16 protein-coding genes are annotated in these 20172 nt (G+C 64.7%); 5 read left to right on the top strand and 11 right to left on the bottom strand.

All coding sequences use genetic code 11. From position 1 onward, the window contains the following. Position 1 precedes the first annotated feature (1 nt). The 5 genes from AB0I38_RS16210 to AB0I38_RS16230 form a co-directional block, all read right to left on the bottom strand. Complete coding sequence (locus AB0I38_RS16210) at positions 2 to 1885, bottom strand: HsdM family class I SAM-dependent methyltransferase (protein WP_358467614.1); 1884 nt, start codon at positions 1883 to 1885, stop codon at positions 2 to 4. Continuing rightward, positions 1886 to 2590, bottom strand: a complete 705-nt coding sequence (locus AB0I38_RS16215) for a M48 family metallopeptidase (protein ID WP_358467617.1) — start codon at positions 2588 to 2590, stop codon at positions 1886 to 1888. Between the two features lie 19 nt (positions 2591 to 2609). Beyond that, positions 2610 to 5777, bottom strand: coding sequence for a type I restriction endonuclease subunit R (locus tag AB0I38_RS16220; protein ID WP_358467620.1), 3168 nt, complete (start codon positions 5775 to 5777; stop codon positions 2610 to 2612). An 89-nt stretch (positions 5778 to 5866) separates the two neighbouring features. Next, the gene (locus tag AB0I38_RS16225; RefSeq protein WP_358467623.1) at positions 5867 to 7186 is read right to left on the bottom strand and encodes a restriction endonuclease subunit S; all 1320 of its coding nucleotides are present in this window, start codon (positions 7184 to 7186) and stop codon (positions 5867 to 5869) included. Further along, the gene (locus AB0I38_RS16230; RefSeq protein ID WP_358467626.1) at positions 7098 to 9536 is read right to left on the bottom strand and encodes a type I restriction-modification system subunit M; all 2439 of its coding nucleotides are present in this window, start codon (positions 9534 to 9536) and stop codon (positions 7098 to 7100) included. Before AB0I38_RS16230 ends, AB0I38_RS16225 begins: the two co-directional genes overlap by 89 nt. A gap of 215 nt (positions 9537 to 9751) precedes the next feature. Between AB0I38_RS16230 and AB0I38_RS16235 the strand changes: the two genes are divergently transcribed. Further along, a complete protein-coding gene (locus AB0I38_RS16235) occupies positions 9752 to 10204 on the top strand; it encodes a hypothetical protein (RefSeq protein ID WP_358467628.1) in 453 nt (150 codons plus the stop codon). A gap of 155 nt (positions 10205 to 10359) precedes the next feature. Here AB0I38_RS16235 and AB0I38_RS16240 read toward each other — a convergent pair whose 3' ends face one another. Together AB0I38_RS16240 and AB0I38_RS16245 are read right to left on the bottom strand one after the other, a co-directional pair. After that, the gene (locus AB0I38_RS16240; RefSeq protein WP_358467631.1) at positions 10360 to 10581 is read right to left on the bottom strand and encodes a DUF397 domain-containing protein; all 222 of its coding nucleotides are present in this window, start codon (positions 10579 to 10581) and stop codon (positions 10360 to 10362) included. Further along, positions 10563 to 11393, bottom strand: a complete 831-nt coding sequence (locus AB0I38_RS16245) for a helix-turn-helix domain-containing protein (RefSeq protein ID WP_358467634.1) — start codon at positions 11391 to 11393, stop codon at positions 10563 to 10565. Before AB0I38_RS16245 ends, AB0I38_RS16240 begins: the two co-directional genes overlap by 19 nt. Positions 11394 to 11675: 282 nt before the next feature. Here AB0I38_RS16245 and AB0I38_RS16250 point away from each other — a divergent pair, with 282 nt between their 5' ends. Both AB0I38_RS16250 and AB0I38_RS16255 read left to right on the top strand, forming a co-directional pair. Then, positions 11676 to 12158: an ATP-binding protein gene (locus tag AB0I38_RS16250; protein ID WP_358467637.1), complete on the top strand. Its 483-nt coding sequence runs from the start codon at positions 11676 to 11678 to the stop codon at positions 12156 to 12158. Between the two features lie 500 nt (positions 12159 to 12658). Beyond that, positions 12659 to 12907, top strand: coding sequence for a hypothetical protein (locus AB0I38_RS16255; RefSeq protein ID WP_358467640.1), 249 nt, complete (start codon positions 12659 to 12661; stop codon positions 12905 to 12907). 47 nt (positions 12908 to 12954) lie between these two features. Here the strand turns inward: AB0I38_RS16255 and AB0I38_RS16260 are convergent, their stop codons facing one another. The 3 genes from AB0I38_RS16260 to AB0I38_RS16270 are packed head-to-tail and all read right to left on the bottom strand — an operon-like array spanning position 12955 to position 15864. After that, positions 12955 to 15099: an ATP-binding protein gene (locus AB0I38_RS16260; RefSeq protein ID WP_358467642.1), complete on the bottom strand. Its 2145-nt coding sequence runs from the start codon at positions 15097 to 15099 to the stop codon at positions 12955 to 12957. 8 nt (positions 15100 to 15107) lie between these two features. Further along, the gene (locus tag AB0I38_RS16265; RefSeq protein ID WP_358467644.1) at positions 15108 to 15620 is read right to left on the bottom strand and encodes a DUF6879 family protein; all 513 of its coding nucleotides are present in this window, start codon (positions 15618 to 15620) and stop codon (positions 15108 to 15110) included. Further along, on the bottom strand, positions 15595 to 15864 hold the full coding sequence (locus AB0I38_RS16270) for a hypothetical protein (RefSeq protein WP_358467647.1): 270 nt from the start codon (positions 15862 to 15864) through the stop codon (positions 15595 to 15597). Before AB0I38_RS16270 ends, AB0I38_RS16265 begins: the two co-directional genes overlap by 26 nt. 246 nt (positions 15865 to 16110) lie before the next feature. Here AB0I38_RS16270 and AB0I38_RS16275 point away from each other — a divergent pair, with 246 nt between their 5' ends. Both AB0I38_RS16275 and AB0I38_RS16280 read left to right on the top strand, forming a co-directional pair. Beyond that, complete coding sequence (locus AB0I38_RS16275) at positions 16111 to 16242, top strand: hypothetical protein (protein ID WP_358467650.1); 132 nt, start codon at positions 16111 to 16113, stop codon at positions 16240 to 16242. Beyond that, entirely contained in the window at positions 16239 to 17384 is a 1146-nt protein-coding gene (locus AB0I38_RS16280; RefSeq protein ID WP_358467653.1) for a methyltransferase domain-containing protein, read from the top strand. The genes AB0I38_RS16275 and AB0I38_RS16280 overlap by 4 nt, the downstream gene beginning before the upstream one ends. A 24-nt stretch (positions 17385 to 17408) precedes the next feature. Here the strand turns inward: AB0I38_RS16280 and AB0I38_RS16285 are convergent, their stop codons facing one another. Continuing rightward, complete coding sequence (locus AB0I38_RS16285; RefSeq protein WP_358467655.1) at positions 17409 to 19961, bottom strand: HelD family protein; 2553 nt, start codon at positions 19959 to 19961, stop codon at positions 17409 to 17411. Between the last annotated feature and the right edge of the window lie 211 nt (positions 19962 to 20172).

Genomic DNA, 20172 nt, shown 5'->3' on the forward strand with positions numbered 1-20172 from the left:
ATCACTCGGGATGCAGGCTTCCGTTGAAGAGGCCGTCGATACCGGCCGCCACAAGATTATCGCCGATCTCGTGAAGCGCACGGGTGGCGTCCTCGTAGGCCAGCAGCTGGCGGAAGGCGTCTCCGTAGCGGCGTTGCTCGTCGATGGCCAGCCTGGGCAACTGCGCGCGGCGAGGATCGAGCCGCACCGATGTACCGGGCCGGGCTCTTGAGCCGCTGGCGGCGCGCAGGCAACCGGCCAGGAAGTGAGGGTCCAGCCGGTCGGGGTCGGCGCGGATGAGCAGGAGTTGAGGGCCGAGGACTGCCCCCGATTCCGTCATGACCCGGGGGAACCAGCCGCTGTCCGTGACGACCGGGGAGACGACGTCGTCGCGTTCCACCCGCGCCAGGCCGGGCGCGTCCGCGCTGCGGCCCGTGGGCGCCCGCCCCAGCAGGAGGTCCTTCGCGGTGAGAACGGGAAGTTCGCCTTCGCTGGGGAGCTTGAGCGGGCCTTGAAGGATGGTCACGACCCCGGCACGGGCGAGTTCTCCGATGCTGGACATCGCTCGTTCGTGCCTTTGGGCGGCCGAAAGGCGAGGCAGGGTGGCGGCCAGTGACTTGGCCAATATCGCCGCCTTCTCTCGCAGGGCGGAGAAGCTCGACGCGTCCGGTTGCCTGAGGATCGAAATCCGACGGCTGGTCGTCAGATCGACCTCTTCGTCCAGGAGGTCGATGATCCTCACGGCGTTGCTGCCTTGGGGAAGGTCCTTGGACGAGCAGAACGCCTGCCAGGCGGTTTCGGCGAGCGCGAGGTCCTCTCCGGCGTCCACCATCAGAACCTCGGACGGTGGTGCGACAACGGCTTCAGGTCGGCGCAGGACCCACAGGTCAGGAGCTCCGCTGGAAGCGGGGGCGGCGCCCGCCGAGAGCGTGATGATCGCCCGGAGCGCCCCGGCCCGCAGCAGATTGCCCCGGACCCGGCGGCCTGGCCGGCGGCTCGCGGCGACGCCCGGCATCATGATGACCACCAGGCCGCCGGGCCGCACGTGTGCCAGGCAGTGCTGCACCCAGGCGAGCTCCGACTCGCCACGGGGCGGCAGACCGTACTCCCAGCGGGGATCGCTGGTCAGCTCCTCGTAGCCCCAGCCGCGCTCGCTGAAGGGCGGATTGCAGACCACCACCTCGGCCTGCTCCCCGGCGAAGGCGTCCGCGCGCAGAGAGTCACCCGTCTCAACACGCGATTCGTAGCCGTGGAACCGCAGGCGGAGGGCGGCCAGGCGGGCCGCGCTCTCGCTCACATCTTGGCCGAGTGTGAGCGATCCGGAGGATTCGAGGAGCAGCGTTCCTATTCCGCATGACGGGTCGAGCACCGTACGTCCGGATGTGTCGCCGATGCGCGCCATGAGCCTGGCCACGTCTCGGGGGGTGGCGAGCAGCCGGCGGGAGTGCAGGTCCACATAGCGATCACAGATGCCGTCGAACGCCTTGACCGGACCCTCGGACCGGCCCACCTCGACGATCGCCCCGACGAGCCCCGCGTCGACGTCCAAGCCGTCAGGAGCCGTCTTCCGCAAGCGCTCGAACAGGGCCTTCTCATCAAGGCCGGGCTTCTGCCCGAGGTGGAGGAGCACGGTCCCGGCGAATCCCACGGCGTCGCCGAGCCGCAGGTCATCGGTGGCCGATCGGAGCCTCTGCCAGAGCCGCTCGATCGGCGCCACTTCCACATAGCGGTTGTGCCGGCGAAGCCAGCCTTCGACCTCGACCAGGGAGAAGGCCGGGCTGGTCGCGGTTCCGCCGACAGGCTGGGGAAAATCGTCGAACCGCTTGCGCCAGTTGCTGACCGCGGCCCGGCCGACGTCGGCAAGCCGGGCGATGTCCGCCGCGTTCACCGTGACGTCGTCGTGCATCTATCGTCCCTCTTCCGGCAGCCAAAGATCATGTCCCGTACGGCGGAGCCGCTCGCGGTAGTCCTCATGACCGGGAAGCGCATGCTCCACGATCCGCCAGAACTCGGCGCCGTGATCGGCCCGATGGAGATGCGCCAGCTCATGCACGAGCACGTAGTCGATCAACGTCGGCGGGAGCTGCATCGTCGCCCAGTGGATGTTGACCTGGCCGTCACGGGAGCACGAACCCCATCGATAGCCGAGCGGGCGCACGCGCAGCCCGCTCGGCTCGACTCCGATCCGCGTCACCCACGGCTGAACCCTCCTGGTCAGCCATGGGTGACCGACGCGGCGATACCAACCGACCAGCTCCTTCGCGCCACCACCCCGGGCCAGCTCCAGCCGGCCGCGAATCAGGCGCACGTCACCGGAGTCGACGACGCGCAGCCGGTACGAGCGTCCGAGATACAGGAACCCCTCACCGGAGACGAACTCCCTGTCCGGCGGCGCCTCGCCGAGGTCCCGCTTCTCGGCGACCTTGCCGTAGAGCCACGAGCGTTTGGCCTCGACCACCTTGGTCAACTCGGTACGGGAAACCTGCGAGGGGACGACCGCGGTGATGGAGGCGTCCCGTTCCACCGTGAGCCGCACGCTCTTGCGGCGCTCACTGACCGAGACGGCGACTTCAAGGTCACCGACCCGCAGGACTCCAGGAAAATCACTCACGGTCACTAGCATGCCAGCCTCATGCCTTCGGGATATCCGCCCGGTTCTGCTGGACCACGTCACGCGCCTTGTCGGCGACCTGCTCCAGCCGATGGAAGTCCCCTAGGTCGTGGGTGACCAGGATCTCGAGGATCTCCTTCCGGAAGTCCTCCACGTCCTGCTTCTTCTTCCAGAAGTCCCGGATGTAGATGGTCCGCGCCGCCTTCTGGTAGATCTCCCGGCTGGCCTCGACGTACCGAGGGTCGTCGACGGCCTCGGCGGAGGTGGCCAGCTCGGTCAGCAGCAGGCCGAACAGGGCGTTCTCGACGGGGCTGAGGTTGTGCGGGTTGTCCCGCCGATCCTCCACGATGTCCTCCATCAGGTCCTTGAACGCGAGCAGCTGCTGGTCCCATTCGTCCTTGAGCTCGGTGATGATCTGCTCCAAACGCTCGCTGAGGAGCTGGTAGCGGGCCGGGTCCTGGCCGCGGTGCACCTCGATGTGGTGCCTGATGGCGTTCTCCATCTCCGACGCCTTGGCCCGCGAGCCGCCGGTCATCTTCTCGACCGTGGCGGCGAAGTTGGCCGCGGTCAGCGCTATGGGCGGGAGCTGCTGCTCGATGCCGAGCGAGGTCACGTGCTCGTCGATCAGCAGCTTGATCTTCTTGCCGTACGCGCCCGGATCGAACTCGCCGCCGTCCACGCGGTAGCGCCGGTTCGCGGTCAACTTGATGACCATGAACCGCTTGAGGTCCGGCAGGTACGGCTTCGCCGCCGGATCTGGCAGGACCGTGTTGACCGTACGGGCGAAGATGGCCAGCTCGACGTTGAACCTGTCGCGCCGCTGCGGATCGGCCAGGTCCAGAACGCAGCCGTCCACGTCCGTGGGATCGCGGAACATCATCCGGAGCCGCTGCAACTGCGGCTCCAGCTTGGCGATCTCGACCCGCATCTCGCGCAGCGCGTCGGCGACGTCCCTGCCTTCTCCCGAGTCGAAGCTGTCATCGGCGTAGACGCGCAGCGCGTCCACGAGGTTCTGCGCCACGCCGCGATAGTCGACCACATAGCCGTACGGCTTGCCGTCCGCGGTCCGGTTGACCCTGGCCACCGCCTGGAGCAGGTCGTGCATTTCCATCTTCCGGTCCAGGTACATCACCTGCTCGATCGGCGCGTCGAAGCCGGTCAGCAGCATCGACTTGACGATCACGAAGGCGATGTCGTTCTCCCCGAAGGGGCGGGTGAAGCCGTCGACCCTCGTCTTCTGCTTGGCCTCGTCGGTCCACTCGTCGAACCGGCTCTCGTCCTTCGCGTCTCCCTCGGAGATAACCGGCACGAAATCGATCCGCTTGAGCAGGTCGAGCTGCTGGTAGGCCCGGACGAGCTGGGCCTGGCGCGGCCTCAGCTCGTCCGGGTCGCGGTCCAGCAGTTTCGGCGGCAGGTTCATGACGTCCCTGACCAGCTCGTCGCGGGCGTCCAGAAGCGCCTCCCGATAGCGCACCGTGGTCTCCCGGTCGTGCGCGACCACTTGGGCCTTGAAGCCCTCGGGCAGCACCTTGTCCACGTAGTGGCGGAGCATGTGCTTGGCCTTCACGTCGACGAGCTTCTGCGCCGTCGAGACGGCGCCCTTGGTGGCCCAGCGCTGCTGGAGCTGCTGCCGCTCCTCGTCGGTCAGGTCCTCGAACTCCTCCTCGAAGAGCTCGTCCAGGTCCTGGCCGTTACTGAGCGCGCCCTTGACCTTGAAGCCCTCGTACAGGATCGGCACGATCACGCCGTCCTCCTCGGCCTCCCGGAGGCGGTAGGTGTCGATGTACGAGCCGAAGAGGTCCACGCTGGTCTTGCGCCGGCCCTTCTTCGTCATGATCGGCGTGCCGGTGAAGCCGATCCGGGCGGCGTTGGGCAGCGCCTCGCGGAGGTTCGAGCCGAGAGAGGCGGTGTGCGAGCGGTGTACCTCGTCGATCAGCACCACGATCGAGTCGTCGGTGTTGACCTCGCCCAGATCCATTCCATCTTTGGGCGAGCCGTCCTGATTCTTCTGGATCATCACGAAGACGACGCCGGGGCCGCTCCGGGCCAGGTACGTCCTGGCTCGGGCGCTGCTCTTGGCGATGTCCACCTTCTCGCCGCTCAGCTGCATGGTCTCCTGGAGCTGGTCCTGGAGCTGGGTGCGGTCGGTGACGGCCACCACCTTGTAGTGCGCGAGCTCCGCGATCGACCGCATCCGGCGGACCAGGAAGGTCATGGTGAGACTCTTGCCCGAGCCCTGGGTGTGCCAGATGATCCCGCCGCGCTGGCCCGGCTTGCCCGTCAGCAGCCTGTGAACAGTCCGCTCGACTGCCCGGAACTGCTGGTAGCGGGGTGCCACCTTGACCGTCGTGCCGGTGTCGATGGTCATGAAGGCGACGAAGTTGTGGACGATGTTGAGCAGGTTGACCGGGTCGAGCACGCCGGCGGCGAGGATCTCCTGCTTGCTGAGCTGCTCCTGGGTCTTGTTCCGGCGGGTGGCGAGCTCCGCCATGGTCAGCGGGTACGGGTCGCGCCAGGGGACGTAGTGCTCGTGGGCGGCGGTGATGGTGCCGAGCTTGGCGTCCTCACCGCTGGTCGCCACCGTCAGCTGGACGGAGTGGAAGAGTTTCGGGGTGTCGGTGGCGTAGCGGCGGATTTGGCCCACTGCTTTGCCGAGGTCGCTCTCCGTGGGGGTCTTGCACTCGATGACTACGAGGGGGATGCCGTTCACGAACAGGACGAGGTCGGGGACGATCGGCTTGCTGCCGCCGGTGCCGGGGACGTCCACGCGGAACTGGTTGACGACGGTGAAGTCGTTGTTGCCGGGGGTCTTCCAGTCGATGAAGTGCACCGTCTGGTCCCGGCTGCCGTTCGGGCCGTCGACGGCGACGCCCTTGATCAGGAGGTCGGTGACGTGCTTGTTGGCTTCCAGGAGGCTGGCGGCGGGGACTCGGGTCAGGGCGTTGTAGGCCTGGCTGGTCCTGGTGTCGTCGAGCCAGGGGTGGCCTTGGTCGTCGAGGTTGATGCGGGCGAGGGCGTCCCGTACGTGGTCTTCAAGGATCACTTCGTCGAAGGTTTTGCGCAGGGACGCCTTCGCGATGAGGGGCAGGACGGCGCCTTTCTCGGCGCCGGCCGCGTGGTTCCAGCCCATGCTTTTGAGCTGCTCGATCAGGGGACGTTCCACCAACGTGTATTCGTAGTCGGCCACCGTCCGACTCCCTCCGTAAACCGTCTAACATTTGTTCCCCCGAACAAATAGCCGCGTTACCGGGGCAAGCATTGCTTGCCCTGGACGGGCTAAAGATTTTCCAGTATGGCTTCCGCTTCCGAAACCCGAACCCGACCGGTCAGCAGGTCTTCCGCCAAGCCGTCTTTAAGCCTGATCAGGCCGTTGCGTTCGCGTTTCTGTGCATCGATTTCGAGTCGCACCGTATCCACGATTGACAGGATGCGATCCTGTTCGAATAGCGCCGGTATGGCGAGCCGCAACTGTCGAACGGAAGCGCCGCTGACTTTCACCATGCTTTCGGATGTTCCCTGCGCGAGTCCCTGGATCTGCCGCCTGGAGTTATTGCTGCGAAGAAGGAGTTCAAGATATGCAGTCCGACAGGTTTCGACGGGGGTCAGGCGCATCATGAGGTCAGGGTAGATGCATGGTGACCCAACGTCATGATAGATGCCGACGAGGCCGACCAAGTCACGAGTATTTGCCCGGCTCATCAGCAGATCGCCGTCGTTCAGCAGTGCTGACTTGTTGCGACCATCCCGTGCGGGCACGTTCTTGAGCTGGCGTGGCTGAAATCCGTCGGGAGTTAGACAGCCGAGCCCGATAGCCTGCAGTCCCGTCCATTCATCGACCTCTTTGGGGGAAAACCCATTTTTTGGCGGCTGAGTCAGATGTATCCCCAGAGGCGTCTTCTCGGCGGCCGTGGAGGCAAGTAGGTCCTCGATCAGGCCGTGCGCTCTTGCCTGAAGCTTGTCGATAATCCTTGAAGTAACCGAGATTTGAGAGTCGAGGGTGTCGAGAATTTCCGCGATCCGCCGCTGCTCCATGTATGGCGGCACTGGAACTGACATCCATGTCAATTCACTGCGTGAAAGTTCGATCTGGTTGGTAGATCCTGTGTAGCAATGTGACTCTAGATGCCGTTGACCCCACCTTGAACGAAGCAGTGCATTGATCCAGCGCGGCTCCGCCTTTGTGCGGTCAACGCGGATCACTGTCACATGACTGTCCACCATGAACATGTTCGACTTGTCGAAAATACAGCTACGGCCAATCGTGCCAGTGCCGGTGGAGTTAAGAAGCACGTCTCCAGGAGCGGCCCACAGAACGCGCTTGTAGCGTCGATCGTGTGGGCGAGCATTGCTGGCGTCAAAGCCAGAATTTTGAATACAGCGTTGACCGATTGCTAGGACTGGGCTGTTCTCAACGTATGTTGGGGCTGTCCCTCGCGAGACCAAATGGCAGAGGTCTCTAAGTGGGATTTCTGGCCAGTCAGCCTCCGTTGGGATACCTATCGAATGCTCACGCATAGCCCAACTCCTTGAGGTAGTTCTCCAAGCGGGCCGCAACCGCTTCGCGTTGAGCTTCCAAGTCGTGCAACGTGACTGCATACTTCTCGGCCCAGGTTCGGAATGCCGACTCGGCCAGTCGGCGAGCGGCAGCCGTACGAGATTCTAGGCGGGCTGAGAGTTGCGTTCGGAGGACATCGATCACGAGGTCGCGGCGGGAGTCGTTGTCGAGTGCGCCAACAGCCATGCGGAGCCGGGGCAGGAAGTGGTCCTCCAGCTTGCCGACCTTCTTGCGGGCGGCGGCCGTACGCGCCTTGAGATTCTTGAGTTCGGTCCCGGAGAGCTGCTCCTCGGCAGGTTCGTCCTCGTCGTCCTCGGACGATTTGGCCGTGGCCGCCTTGAGCTGAGCGTTCAACTCGGCGTACTCCGCCTCTGCCTCCTCCAACTCCATGAGGTAGTCCGGGATGAGCACGGGCACGATCCGATGGTCACGTGCCTTGCGCTTCTCCGCAGCGACCTTCTGCTTGTCCCAGTACTCGACGTCTTCCTCATCTAGCTCGAACGCCGACTCGATCGTGGTGAGCCAACCCTCGACCACGCCCTCGAATCCATTCAGCCCGAGGGTCTTGATGTCGTATTGCGCCTCACCCCACCAGGCGGCTACGATGCCGGCCAGCTCGAACCGGTCGAGCACCTTCAACGGCAGCAGCTCGGCAACGAACGAGTCGAGCAACTCGGCCCGGGTCTCCATGACCTTGTGCGTGTCGGGTAGTTCGACCAGCCGCTTGCTGTGCCGTACCCACCACTCGGAGAACGCCTTGCGCAGCCTGGCCTCGGTGGGCTCGGCCAGCGAGGGAAGGCGCTCGGCCGTCGCCTTCCACCCTTCGGGCAGGAAGTCGTAGTAGTCAGCATCGCGCGCGACGAACAGCTCAGCCGGGTCGATGCCGAACGCCTCGAACAGGCCCGCCTTGGCTGCCACCTCCGCCTTGGGGACTCCACCGTGAAGGTGGGCGCGGACGTCCTGGGGCTCGGGCGGCGGGGTGTTGTCCACGTACCGCCGGATGTTGAGGTTGAAGTCGTTCTCGCGCAGATCCTTAACGTCCACGACGCGGGCGAAGCCAGGAATGTCCCGGTACTCCTCGTACGCGGCGACGATCTTCTCGGCGTGCTGCGGGTCGAGGTAGTTCTGCGCGCGCCCAGTGGTGAACTCGCGGTCGGCGTTGATGAACAGCACCTTGCGGCGCTGCTCGGCAGGCCGGGGGTCGGTGCCGCGCAGGACGAGGATGCAGGCCGGGATGCCGGTGCCGTAGAAGAGGTTGGGCGCCAGGCCGATCACCGCCACCAGGCGGTCGTCCTTGATGATCCCTTCCCGGATCTCCTTCTCCTTGCCGCCGCGAAAGAGCACGCCATGAGGCATGACCGTCGCGCCGATGCCATCAGGAGTGAGGACGGCAAGCACGTGCTGGGCGAACATCAGGTCCGCCTTCTTGCCGCTCTCGGGCGCGTACCCGTACTTGAAGCGCTCCTTGTGCTTCATGTCGGCGGCCGAGTAGTTGAGCGAGAAGGGCGGATTGGTGAGGACCCGGTCGAAGCGGGCAAGCTCGCCGTCTTCGAGGTGCCTGGGGTCGGCGAGGGTGTCCTCGTTCTCCAGGTCGGCGTTGAGCACGCCGTGAAGGATCATGTTCATCTTGGACACGGCCCAGGTGGTGCCCGCCGCCTCCTGTCCGGCCAGGGTCAGGTCGCGAGAGTTCAGACCGTGCTCGTCGATGTATTCCTTGGAGTGGATGAGCATGCCGCCCGAGCCGGCGCAAGGGTCGTAGACGCGCATGCCGGGCCTCGGCTTGACCAGGCGGACCATCATCCGCACGACGCCACGAGGGGTGTAGAACTCGCCGCCCTTCTTGCCGGCCGAGTCGGCGAACTCCCCGATCAGGTACTCGTACGCCGCGCCCAGCAGGTCGGGGAATTCGAAGTCCTCGTTGCGCAGCCGCACCCGGTGGAAGTGGTCGATGAGCTGCTGCAGCCGTTTGTCGGAGAGGGTTGACTGGCCGACCTTGCGCATGAAGTCGATGTGCTCCAGCACGCCTTCGAGGGCGGTGGAGTTGTAGTTGGCCAGCCCTTCCAGCGCCTTGTTGAGCAGGTTGCCGACGTTCTTCTCCCGGGAGTGGTCCTTGATGTACGACCAGCGTGACTCTTGGGGCACGTAGAAGCTCTCGCCCCGGTAGAAGGCGGGGGAGCCCGCCATCCGCTCGGCTTCCTCCTGGCTCTTGTTCTGCTTGAGCCACTTCTTGATGAGCTCGGCCCGCACCACGTCGAACTGGTCGGAAGCGCGCTTCAGGAACAGCATCCCGAAGATGTATTCCTTGAACTCCGAGGCGTCCATCTTGCCGCGCAGGATGTCGGCCGCTCCGAACAGGTGCCGCTCAAGCTGCGGCAACGTCAGCTTCGCCACGAGGTGGCCATCTCCTTCGATCGGTGGGACATCCGGCTCAGTCTTGCAGGCGTCTCATCAACGGACACGCGCTTCTCTAGTGTCCCGACGGCACAACCGTTGACAGCACGCTAGCACTGTAGCGCTGATGTGTACACACCCCAGAAGTTGCTTGCATACAGAGTTCACAGCCAACTAACCTTTTCGTCATGTAGCCGAGGAGGGTGAGGGCGGCGATGCGATCCCTGCGTGACGGGCGTGCGATTCATCTACTGGACATTGAGAACCTGACCGCGTCACCCCTGCCGACGATGGCGGAGGTCGAGCAGACCATGACCGAGTACCGGCAGCGGGTGCCGGTCGGCCCGCTGGACCAGTTCGTCGTCGGAGTCAATCCCCGCTCACTGGTCGAGGTCGGCCGCGGGATCCGTGGAGCCCAGATCCTGACCCGCTCAGGCCCGGACGGCGCGGACAGCGTGCTGACAGACATGGCCATCGGCGACCGCATCGACCTGCGCTTCGAACGGGTCTTCATCGGCTCGGGAGACGGCTACTTCGCCGACCTCGCCACCTGGCTCGCCGCCGCCGGCGTCCACGTCACCGTAGTGACGCGCCACCATGTGCTGAGCTGGCGCCTGTACGTGGCCACCAGCGACATTACTTACCTCGACACGGCTCTCGCGGCCTGACAGCCCGCGTCTCGACCTATGCCTTTGACGCCTGGTCGATAACGTAACAAGCGCCTGACCACCGGAAGCGGTCAGGCGCTCGCGCATGCGATATGGAAACGACTAATACCCCTCAAAGGGGATGACAAGAGTCTCGCTGTCCGAGGGCAATCAGACTAAGCGTCGAACTCTCCGAGCTTGACACCGCCGAGGAAGGCTCGCCACTCGCCCGGGGTGAAGACGAGCGCGGGGCCGTTCGGGTTCTTGCTGTCGCGCACTGCGACGATTCCGGGGAGATTGCTGGCGACCTCGACGCAGTTCCCGCCGTTGCCGCCGCTGTGGGAACTCTTCCTCCATGCCGCCCGATGGAGCGCATGGATTAGGTCTTGAGCTTCCATTGGTCTCGGGCTTCCTCGATCATCTCTAGAGACTGTCCGGGACGGTACGCCTCTGCTCGAAGTTTGTCATATCTACCCCAGATCAGCGCAACGAAGTCGTGTTCAGCTGACACCTCGCCTCTACCGGCGGAGTCCACCGATACAGCCGTGGGGCCGTCCGGTAGCTCAGCGATGATGCAACTGGATAGCAGGCCGGCAGTACACGGAGTGTCGAAGGGGACGACTTGCACCGTGATGTAGGGGCGGTCGGCAACGGCAAGGAGATGCTCCAGTTGCGCGGCCATGACGTACGGACTCCCGACAGGGCGACGAAGCACCATCTCATCAAAGAGGACCCATAGCGTGGGCGGTGCTTCGGTGTCGAGGATGAGCTGGCGGTGCATGCGAGCGCTGACGCCATCCTCGACCTTTCGATCTGAGCTCCCCGCAAGATCGCCCCGAAAGACCGCCCTGGCGTAGTCCTCGATCTGAAGCAAGCCGGGGATCAAGAGCGGATCCCAGCTTCTGAGAACGCGCGCCGAGGGCTCGATTTCGTCCGTCCACCGGAGGTACCAGCTCGGCCCGGACGGAGATGTGATGCTGCGACAAAGGCGGGCGAAGCGGTCGCCTGTCCTGAACACCTGGTCACAGCCCGCGGCGAAATCCGGCTTCGGTTTGCGATCCCCCTTTTCGATATGTGCGACGAGCGATGACGAGCAGTCCAAGCGCTTGCCAAGAGCTGACTGCGTCAGTTCGTGCTCCCTTCGTGTTCGGGCTAGCTCTCTGCCGAAGCGCTGAACTGGCGTTAGACGCGGATCAAGGTCGTTGCTCATGACCATCCCCTCACCTGTCTCCCCAGCATCTTGACGGGTGCTGACAAATGTTGACGACGAGCCCCATTCAAAGGAGGTTTTTGGGACTCGTTTGTGCACTGATTTCTTCTACAAGATAAGTCTTCACCTGGGCAGACTGAAAGTCAAAGGTTTCTGCCCGATCTCTGACCATGACAGGAAATGGACAGGGACAACGCTGCGGCCGGAAACTTGGTGACATACCTAGAGCGGGAGCAAATCGACATTCCATAGAAAAGGATCAAAATGTACGGAAAGGGTTCCTTGTTCGGCGAGATCGCGCCGGGAGTCGAGCAATCGGTGAAGGGCGCTGTGGTGGCGGAGCGTTCCGGCTCTGTTGGGCAAAGCATGGTCTGGCGGCTTCGGGACGATGCTCGTGCGGTCGGTGATGCCCGCGACCTCGTCCGGCGCGCGCTCCTGCTGGTCGGTCTGGGGCGGGATCTGGTTGACGACGCCGTGCTGATGGTCAGCGAGCTGGTCACGAACGCGGTTCTTTATGGTGACGCGCCGTACGAGCTGGTGGTACGGGTCGATCCGGTCGAAGTGGTGTGCATGGTGGTCGATGCGGGGGCCGTTCTCCCGGTGCGCCGGGGTGTGGATGCTCAGGCCGAGCATGGGCGGGGACTGCTGATCGTGGCGGAGTTGTCGGCCGGGCTGTACGGCTGCATTCCGCACGGGTTCGCCACGTGTCGTGGGCTGGCGGGTAAGGCGACCTGGTTCGCGCTGCCTCGTACGGAAGAGCGGTGATGAGCAGGGCGCCGGACCTGCTGGAGGAGTATCACGGCCTTCACGTGGCTCCTGCCCAGGAGGGACATGAACGGATCGCCTGGGCGACTCCCACTGCCCGGTGCGTCCGGGTCCGGGTGCGCGAGCACACGTGCAGCCGTTGTGTGCCCTGCTACGAGTTCTGTGTCGCGGGCGGGCTCGCGTTCGTCCGGCGGTCCGCGGATGGAGTGATCCACGAGACGGCGTGGACCACGACAGCGGAGACTGAGCGGATCTGGGCATCGCTGCTCAGAGGTGGAGCCCGGTGAGTTCGCATGTCGCTCAGCGCCGTCGCCGCTCACCCGCCGAGTAGCCGGGGTGTGACTGCCCCCGGCTACTCGGCGGGGCCCGGCCTGTGCGTCCTGATCGAATAGTGGGCGAGCTTCGTCCTACTGTTGAGGATCAGGATCTTCCGCGGACGAGGACGACAGTCCGCCGATGTTCAAAGGCCCGGAAAAATCTCGTCCCTGTATCACCGATCCATGCACGACCCCGCCCGAAATCGTGTTGTGGACGTCACCCGGCGGAGAGTCATCGACTCGGGGGCGGGCTGGTTGCGGCGGATGAGCCGCATCGCGTCGACGCTCAGCCCCGAACAGACCGTAAACAGCGACGCCCAGGCCGGCGAGGCCGACGAACAACGCCAATATGCTCGCCACTTTGTCTGCCTTGTCCAGTCCAACCAGAACCAAGTAGAACGCGAGCGCGAGCACGACCGAGGCTACGGTTAGTCCGCCTGCCCACCTGGCAAATCTCCGTATTCTGTCCGGCCGTGAGCTCATCCGCCGGCCTCCATGTCCTCCATACTGGCCCACATCTCGGCCGCACGGGAGTCACCCAAGATTTCATACAACTCCGCCGCCCGGCGCCGGCAAGTCTGCGCGTGGGTCACATCGCCGGACCGTCCGTATAGCTCGGCGAGCAGAACGAGTGCTTCTGCCTCGCTGTGATGATCCTCGAATAGCCGGAATGTCTCGCAGGCCCGGCGAAGCTGCGCCATCGCGTCGAGATCCGCCTCCACGGCCGTCAGGCTGATCGCCAGTGCCAGCCTTCCCCATGCCGATGTCCAGGCGTCGTCGATCTCGTCGAATATTCTTACGGCTGCCGTACCCAATGCCACCGCTTGCGTCGGATCGTTGAGGGCATGAGCGCACTTTCCCAGGCTGAGCAACGACATTCCTTCGCCTCGACGCTGTCCATCGGATCGGAATATCAGCAACGCCGATGTGAACATTTCAGACGCCGCATGAAAGTTCCCCTGCTCCTCCCATACCAGACCTTCGCCACGGAGTGCGAACCCTTCGATCCAGCTTACGGAGAGGTTTCGACTGATTTCCGCAGCACGTCGATAGTTTGAAATGGCTTCATCGAATCGGCCGCGGCGCCAGGCTACATCCCCCAGCATTTGCATGTTGACCGCCTCACCGAAAGAGTCTCCCAGGGACGCGGCAGCCGCCAGACCACTTCGGTGATTACTTTCCCACTCCTCCCAATAAGAGCGCAGCTCGAAAAAACCCGTTGTGACGAACGCCAGCTTCCATCCGATATCGAACTGACCGAAGTCGGTCGCCTGGCGCATGGCGACAAGGAGATTCGGCCTTTCTGTGTCGAACCAGCTCATTGCCTGTCGACCGTTCTCGAACTCATCAGCCAAATCCAGGTGGCCTGGTGGAACGAGCGGGATGGAGGGAAAGAACGGCAGCAGGGCCGATCTTGCCCTGTCGGCGGTGAGGAGATACCAGCTCAGCGACCGCCGGACAGCCTGCAAGCGTTCTGCCTGCGTCTCTTCCGCAAGAACGCGCTCCCTTGAATACGACCTCAGTAGTGCGTGCAGCTGAAAGCGGTTCGTAGTTGTCTCTTGAAGTAGGTGGACGCCGACGAGTGCCCTGAGTTGCCGTGTCGCCTCCCCAACGTTCACTCCGATCAGAGCCGCAGCCGCCCCCAAACCGATGTCCGCTCCTTCATGCAGGCCGATCAGTCTGAACGTACGCATGAGTTCTGGGGGCAGCGCCTGATAAGACCAGGAGAAGACCGCGCGGGTATCGCTGAGCTCGTCCTCGGCCGAAGCGAGCCCATCAAGCCGTCTTTGTTCACCGTCCAGTTCGTCGACGAGATCGGCCAATGAGAGTTGCGGCCGATTCACCGCACGCTCCGCCACCACCCTGAGCGCGAGCGGCAGATGGCCGCACAGTTGGGCGACTTGCTGAGCGATTTCCGCCTCGGCAGCTATCCTTTCATGCCCCATCAGCTCCGAGAGAAGCAGAACGGATTCCTCGGCAGACAGGACGTCCAACGTCACGGGGAGCGCTCCTTCCCTCACCACCAACCCGGAGAGAGTGTTTCTACTGGTTACCAGTGTGAAGCATTGATGCGACCCAGGAATCAGATGGCGTACCTGGGCAGACGAGGTGGCATTGTCGATGAGAAGAAGAACGCGTTTTCCGTTCAGCAACGACCTGAAGAGAGCCGCACGTCCAGTCAACGTCTCTGGGATGTTGTCAGGTCGCACATTCAGGGCTCGCAGAAAGGCCTCAAGCACCGCCTCCGCTGAGAGCGGTGATCCTGGACCGAATCCTTGCATGTCTATGTAAAGGTCACCGTCGGGAAATTCACTGCGGACGCGATGCGCCCAGTGCACCGCCATCGCGGTTTTACCTATTCCGGGGGGACCCGACACCGTGGAAACACCAACGGGCATGCGGCCCTGCTCGCGGGAGCCCGGGCGGGCGACGAAGAAGCGGTCGAGCTTCAGCAGATCCGCTTCCCGGTTGACGAACCCCGAAGGGCTGAGCGGCAGCTGACGGGGCGCCGTGAAGACGTGCTGAGCGCGATGCAGGTGGATGCCTCCGTGTACCACGCCCGCCTGCACAACGGTCTCCGCCTCGCCGGAGAAGTCATTCGAGGAGTCTGGCCGGGAAACCATCGCCTACCTCAAGCCGGACGGTAGTCCTTGTGATCGACAGCTCGATCCCAGACGGATTCGAAGGCTGAGACGCAGAGCCGCACGACGGCCGGCTCCTCGGTGATCTCCTGGAAGAGGTATGCGCCATCACCCGAGAAATGCCCGAACCTGACCAGCCGATCATCAAATACCCAGAAGTCGTTGCCCGGCAGCGCCAGATCGGAAGCCTCGCGCCGAGACAGCCATCGCACCTGTTCACCGGCGGCGATATTCAGCTCAGCCGTCAGGTCGTACTCATGCCGGATGAAGTCGGTGATCGGCTCCGACACGATACGAGCGCGGCGCATCTCCACGCCGCGCTCTACAGTGGCTACGACCAGGTCATACCACTCACGCCATCGTTCGACCGCGTCGATATGGACGCCGGCTTGCCAATCGAGATACACCGGGTCATCGGGCGTGTACATGTCTCGCATCTCCAGATGCACGGCTGACCGGGTGCATCCAGCGAACAGTTCATCGAAGGTCGGCCGCTCCGTCACTACTTGCCTCCTGGATGATTGTTCGCATGCGAGCAGGCAGCCTCACGATCTTCTCATGTGCGGCGATCGGGCTCACGGCTGCGACTTCGTTCAGCGTAGTCTGATCCGTGACCTCCCAGCCTTGAAACAACAGGTCACCTGAGACCTCGTCGACCCACACGGAAGGGCAGTTGCCGCCCGCCGTGTCAGGATCGATGCCGATGAAACGTAGGGCCATGACGCCTCCAGAGCCGAGGTCGGTCATTTCTGGCCTCAAGCTTCAACCGAGGGATTTATTTGGTCAAGGTCTCCATTTCGGAAGGGTGCAGCTATCCCGGGTTCTGCGAATGATGACTTTCCGTTCTCTATCCAGTCAGAGGGATCGTCTGCTTTTGTCCACAGCCACCCTCTGGAACCTGGGATAGCACACCGTCTCCCCAAGGTCGCTTGCCCGATACCGTTCGGTGCCTTTACGGTCACGCTGGGCAATCACATGCGAAAGGAGATCGCTGTGGGTGGTAAGCGCGAGGGCGGCAAGAAGCACGGCTACGACGAGTTCAAGCCCGGCAAGGACCAGTCGAAAGACGGAGCGGGCCAGGGAGGCGGATCCCGGGAGAAGCCGGCCGACGGCGGCAAGAAGTGACCGAGCTCGGCCCCCTGCTGGACGCGATGATCGCCCGCATCGAAGAGGTGCGGGCCCCGGTCGACAGCCGGATCGAGCGCGCGCTGCGGTCGGTGCCGCGCCACGCGTACGTCCCGCCGCTGGCGCTGATCCCCGCCGACGGCGACGGTGGCCGGCCGCCGTTCCTGATCGACCGGGACACCGACCCCGGGCTGTGGATGACCAGCGTCTACACCGAGACGGCGATCGTCACCCAGCTCGACGACGGCGCGACCGGCCTGGCCACCCTGGACGGCAACTACAGCTCGTCGTCGTCCGCGCCGGCGACGGTCGCCGACCTGCTCGAACTCCTCGATCCTCAGCCGGGCGATCGGGTCCTGGAGATCGGCACGGGCACGGGCTGGACGGCCGCACTGCTCTGCCACCTGGCCGGAGAGCAGAACATCACCTCGGTGGAGGTCGACCCGGTCCTCGCCGAGGCGGCGGCGAAGAATCTCGCCGAGGCGGGCCTGCGGCCGCACCTGGTCGTCGGTGACGGTGCCGAAGGGGTCGCCGAGCGCGGGCCGTTCGACCGTGTGCACGCCACCTGCGCGGTGCGGACGGTGCCGCATGCCTGGATCCAGCAGTGCCGGCCCGGAGCCGTGATCGTGACCCCCATGCACACGGGGGTCGGTGACGGGCATGTGCTGCGCCTGGTCGTGCTGGCGGATGGCACCGCGCAGGGCCGCTTTCGCGAGTACGCCGACTACATGGCCCTGCGGTCTCAGCGTCCCGTCTATCTGCCGGACCCGGAAGAGGTGCAGCTGCGGGAGAGCACCACCCGCGTCGACCCTCGCATGATCGCCGGAGCGCCGCCCGGCGCGAGGCTGACGATCGCCGCGCTGACAGGGCTGCGGCTGGACACGCGCACCGAGCCGGGCCGCTTCCTGGCCTGGGTGTCCAGCACCACCAGGGCATGGGAGAAAGCCCTGGTCATCTGGGAGGAAGGGAAGACCGAGTACACGCTGTACCAGCTGAGCGACCGGCCGGTGTGGGACGAGGTCGTGGCCGCCTACTTCCAGTGGGTGCGGTGGGGCGAGCCCCGCCGCGACCGGTTCGGCATGACGGTCGGTCCGCAGGAGCAGCGCTACTGGCTCGACACGCCCAGCCGCGTGATCGGCTGAGCGCGTGTGATCGGCCGTTGCCGCTCACAGGCCCAGCGCAGCGTCCACTAGAGGGCCGGCCCAACCCATCTCGGTCTTCCAGATGATCGAGACGTCGAAGAGCCGCTTGACGACCTCGACCGCCCACAGGTCCTGTGGCTCCTTCGGCAGCACCAGGAAGAGGCGGTCGATCTCCTGATCACTGGCCCATTCGGCTTCCAGGAGCTGAGGAGCCAGGGCACGCAGCTCGGCGTAGGTGTCGGCGTCCTGCATGGAGATCACGTAGAAGCCGAGCCCATCCGCCCCCTCGCACACGATGTCGGCGAAGTCGGTGTCCAACTGGGGCGCGCGTTCGTTTCCGTACAGCTCGGCGGCGAGCATGTGCTTGAGCCGGGCGTGCGCGGCCTGCTGACGATCGGTACCCGCGCGCTCCTTGAGGGAGACCCGGAACTCGTCGCCGTCGGCGAACCGCTCGCCCGCGGGCGGAGGAGCGACCTGGGCTTTCTCGACGGCGGCCACGGGCGCCTTGACCGGCCCGCCGAGTTCGGCGGGCAACGGGGACGAGTGGAGCACCGTCAAGGACTGCGTGCACCGAGTGAGAGCGACGTAGAGCTGCCGAAGGCCCGCGGAGTTCTGCTCGGCGAACAGGTGCGGCTCGACGACCACGACATGGTCGAACTCCAGCCCCTTGGCGGTGTGGGCCGGCATGACAGTGATCTGTTGCCCGATCCCCGGCAAGGCGGACTCCTGGGCGGCGGCGATCCGATCGGCGATCTCGGCGTGGAGTTCGTTGCTCGGCGGCGTCAGAACCGCGACGGAACGTGCCTGATCGCCATCCTTCATGGCCAGTCGCTGGGCACGGCTGACCGTCTCGGCGACGATCCGCTGCCTGGAGACCGATGTGACCTCCAAGGCGTCGGCCGATGGCGGTCGCACGGAGGCCGGGATCGCTGTGGAGGGCGAGATCTTCGTACCGAGCATCGCGGCGAACTTCATGACGTCGGCGGGCACCCGGTAGCCGACACCCAGTGCCGCGATGTGCCAGCCTTCGGGACCGGCCATGATGTCCGCCAGGCGCTCCCATACGTCGTACTGGCGGACGCCCGTGGTCTGCGCCAGATCCCCGAGGACCGTCATCGAACCGGACGGGCACCAGCGAGCCAGCGACTTGGCCTGCATGGGCGTCAAGTCCTGGGCTTCGTCGATGATCAGGTGCTGGTAGCGACGCTCGTTCTCCCCGGTCAGAAGCCAGCGGAGTTCCTCCAGGCAGACGAGGTCCTCGGCGGACCAGGGTTCTTCCGAGAGACGTCTGGCCTGTGGACGGACAAGCGCATCCTGCTCGTCGAGGGTGAGCACGCCGAACGCGGCAGCCTCGAGGCTGTCCCTGTCGGCGAGCAGGTGCCGGAAGACCTGCTCGGCGCTGGCCGACGGCCAGACGCGGTTGAAGAGCGCGGAAACAGCTGCGACTTTCTCCAGTTGTGCGCGGAGCCGGCCGTCGGTGTTCTTGACCCGGGTCAGCTCCGAGTACTGGGTCATCAACCAGTCGATCGTGGTGTCGATGAAGCGGCGGCGCCGTACCAGGTAGGAACCCTTGGCCTCGCGGGCTGCCGACATCAGCCGGACGAGCTCCGCCTTGTCGATGTCCAGGCGCGCCCCGCGGAAGTTGAACCCCTCCTCAGTGGCGAGATCCTCTCGGATGAGGTTCACGACCGCGTTGTGGAGGACCCTGGCCATCCGCTCGTCCGACTTGACCAGGCGGGCGGTGATCGGGTCGGCCCCGCGGACGTCGCCGGGCCACAGGGCCGCGATGTCCACAGTGGCCACGCCACGGGTGCCCAGACGAGGCAGGACGTCCCGTACGTACTGCAGGAATGCCTTGTGCGGGCCGATGACGAGCACTTGGTCGGCGGTGAAGTGCTCGTTGTCCAGCAGCCAGGTGACGCGATGCAGGCCGACCGCGGTCTTGCCGGTGCCCGGTCCGCCTTGGATGACGAGCAGGCCCTTCCGATTGTCGGCCACCAGCCGGAGTTGGTGGCGCTGGATCGTCTCGACGATGTCGCGCATGACGCCGTCGCGGGCGAGGTCCAGGTCGGCGAGGAGGAAGGGATCGGGCTCGTCCTCGATCACGGGGGCCAGGACCGTCTCACCCTTGGCAGTGATCACCTGGATCTCGGTGTCGCTGTAGTCGAGAACCTTGGGGCCTTCGCATCGGAGCTGACGCTGCCGTCGCACGTCGCCGGGATTGTCAGGGCCGGCCAGCCGCCAGGCGGTCGCCGTCTTGGAGGTCCATTTCACCAGCGCCAGGTCGCCCTGGCGGTCGCGTACCGTGCCCCGGCCGATGTACCAGGTGAGTCTGTCGTCAGGGTCCTCGATCAGATCGATCCGCGCGATCACCAGGGGTTGATGGCCGAGGTCTTCGCGGCGTCCGTACTCTTTCGGCAGGTCCGGGTGAGATGCCAGCCCTGCATCCGGGCAGTCCCCCAAGTTGCCCAGGCGGAAGCTCTCGACTGCCTTATGGTCCTGGTCCACGCAGTCGTAGATGTGATCCACGGCCAGCTGTTCCTCAGCGATCACCGCGTTTCGCTCGACCGTGCTCATATGCCCTCCGGGGAAGGAATCGATACCCGTTGTTGGAGCGATCCACGGCGGGCATGTCGAATCGATGTATCACCCTGTGCGACCCGCGTCACTAGGCTCGCGGAGAGAAGCGGACCGCCATGAGCGGAGACTGTGACCCCGATACACAGCCACTTATTTGCTGTGAATGACAATAGATGCTTCGCCTCGTCGTGGTCAACCATGTCGGGGT

Source organism: Nonomuraea cavernae (assembly GCF_040655715.1).
In the GTDB taxonomy this organism is placed as follows: Bacteria; Actinomycetota; Actinomycetes; order Streptosporangiales; family Streptosporangiaceae; genus Nonomuraea; species Nonomuraea cavernae_A.